Below are 2,185 nucleotides of genomic sequence, written 5' to 3' on the forward strand. Positions count from 1 at the left end.
CCGCCGCGCCGAGGTGGCCGACTGGCTCGCCCGGCGCGGGCGGCGGACGAGCCTGCTGCTCACCGACCTGGATCCCGAACAGGCCGCCCAACTGCCGCCCGGCGCGGTGGAGATCGGGCGCACCGCGTGCCCGCGCACCGATCTTGCGGCCGGTCCGGAGGCGCTGGGGAGCCGCCAGTTCCGCGCCGACCTGCGCCGCTACGGCCGGAAGCTGGCCGCCGAGGGGATCACCTTCCGCTGGGTGCCGCCCGCCCTGGCGGCGGCCGAACTCCCGGCACGCTACGAGCTCCTGCACACCGCCGTCCGGCTGCACCGGCTGCGCCGGGCCGCGCTCGGTCGGCCGACCACCTTCGACGAGGCCAGGGCGCCGCTGCACCTGCGGGTGATCGAACGGGCGGCCGACACCGGACGCGGTGAGGGTCCGGCGTTCCTGGTCGCGGAGCGGGCGGGCGAAGTGGTCGGCGTGCTGTACGGGTTCCAGTGGCGGGACACCTTCGCCTATTACCAGATCGGCTGGGACCAGACCTGGGCGCCGCTGCGGCTCGGCACGGCGGTGATCGCCGAGGCGATCCGCGCGGCCGCCGGGCAGGGGCTGACCACCTTCGACTTCCTGCGCGGCACCGAGCCGTACAAGTACCGCTTCGACGCGGTGGACCGGGAGGACGTCTCCTGGCTGGTGCCGCACGGCCTGCCGGGGGCGCTGCTCGGGCTCAAGTACCGTGCCAAGGCCGCCCGTCGGGAGCCTTCGGCGGTGCCGGAGGCCGTCCCGGCCGCGCACTGACAACGGCTCACCGGCACCCGGCCTGCCCGCGCCCACTCAGTGCCGACCCTTCAGCCAGCCGGCGAAGGCGTCGAGCGCGGGGGCCGGGTCGCGGCGGCCGAGGCCGATCCGGAACCGGTCGGCGGGCGTCGGGGTGAGTTCCGAGCGGAAGATGGAGGCCGGCAGCAGCAGGACGCCGGCCTCCTCGACCAGCCCGGTGCAGAACGCCTCGACGCCGTCCGCGCCCAGGTAGCGCGGATAGGCGACGCAGCCGCCGTCCGGGGCGCGCCACTCGAACAGGCCGTCGAAGCGGGCGAAGAACTCGTCGAAGAGCGGCAGATTGGCCGCGATGATCGCCCGGTTGCGGGCCAGGATCGACTCGCGTGCCTTGATCGCGATCCTGGCGAGGACCTCGCTGGGAGCGGCGTTGCAGATGGTGGTGTAGTGCTTGGCGCGCTCCAGCCGTCCGCGCAACTCCCGGTCGCGGCAGGCGATCCAGCCGATCCGCAGGCCGGGCAGGCCGAGCGACTTGGAGGTGACGTTGAGCGAGAGGGCGCGCTCGGACAGGTCGGCGGCCTGGGGCAGGGCGCGGACCGGGTCGCGCTCCAGGCCCCGGTAGACCTCGTCGCTGAAGAGGTGGATGCCGCGCTCGTCGCAGATCTCGGCCAGCCGGACGAAGTCGGCGGCGTCGATCACCGCCCCGGTGGGGTTGTTGGGGAAGTTGACGGACACCACCCGGGTGTTGGGGCGCAGCGCGGCGGTGAGTTCGTCGAGGTCGAGTGCCCAGTCCCGGCCGGGGTCGAGCGCGACACCGGTGACCTCGCAGAGGGACAGCGGAACGGTCTCGGCGGACTGGTAGTTGGGCGTGAGCACCACGGCGTGGTCCTCGGGGCCGAGCAGCACCTGCATCGCCAGGTTGAGCCCCTCCTGGGCGCCGCCGAAGCAGATCACGTCATCGGCGTCGGCCCGCTCGTAGAGTCCGGCGATCGCCTCGCGCAGGGCCGGGTCGCCGAAGGTCTCGGAGTAGCCGAGCGCGAGGGTGTCCCACGCGTGGCGGTCCTCCGGGTCGGCGAGGGCGAGCAGTTCGGACATCGCCATGGTCTGCGCGTCGGAGGCCGTGAGGTGGTGGCGGGCGGTGAACTCCCAGCGGGAGAAGTAGGTCTCCAGGCGGAAGTCGGGGAGCCGGGGAGCCGGGTCATGGCGGGTCTCCTTCGTCGGTGCGGGTCAGTCGGCCGGGAGGGCGGGCGGGCCGGGCGTTCCGGGTGCGTCGGCCGAGCCGGGGACGTCGGGTGCGTCGGGTGCCCCCGGGGCATCGGGGGTCTCGCGCAGTTCGGCGAGCAGGGTGTAGACGGTGGAGCGGGACACCTTCAGCGCCGTGGCGACGGCCGGGACCGCGCGCCGGACGGCGAGCACCCCGGCCCGGTC

3 protein-coding genes are annotated in these 2,185 nt (G+C 74.4%); 1 reads left to right on the forward strand and 2 read right to left on the reverse strand.

Annotated elements, in window-relative coordinates; all coding sequences use genetic code 11:
• A partial coding sequence (locus VR45_RS23600; RefSeq protein ID WP_045941829.1) for a GNAT family N-acetyltransferase occupies positions 1–781 on the forward strand: 781 nt, incomplete at its 5' end.
• A gap of 36 nt (positions 782–817) precedes the next feature.
• Here the strand turns inward: VR45_RS23600 and VR45_RS23605 are convergent.
• Complete coding sequence (locus tag VR45_RS23605) at positions 818–1,858, reverse strand: pyridoxal phosphate-dependent aminotransferase (RefSeq protein ID WP_234326094.1); 1,041 nt, start codon at positions 1,856–1,858, stop codon at positions 818–820.
• Positions 1,859–1,984: 126 nt separating this feature from the next.
• Positions 1,985–2,185, reverse strand: a 201-nt coding sequence (locus VR45_RS42600; protein WP_199925989.1) for a helix-turn-helix domain-containing protein, incomplete at its 5' end; no start/stop codon positions are given.

Source organism: Streptomyces sp. NRRL S-495 (genome assembly GCF_000966955.1).
Classification (GTDB): Bacteria; Actinomycetota; Actinomycetes; order Streptomycetales; family Streptomycetaceae; genus Kitasatospora; species Kitasatospora purpeofusca.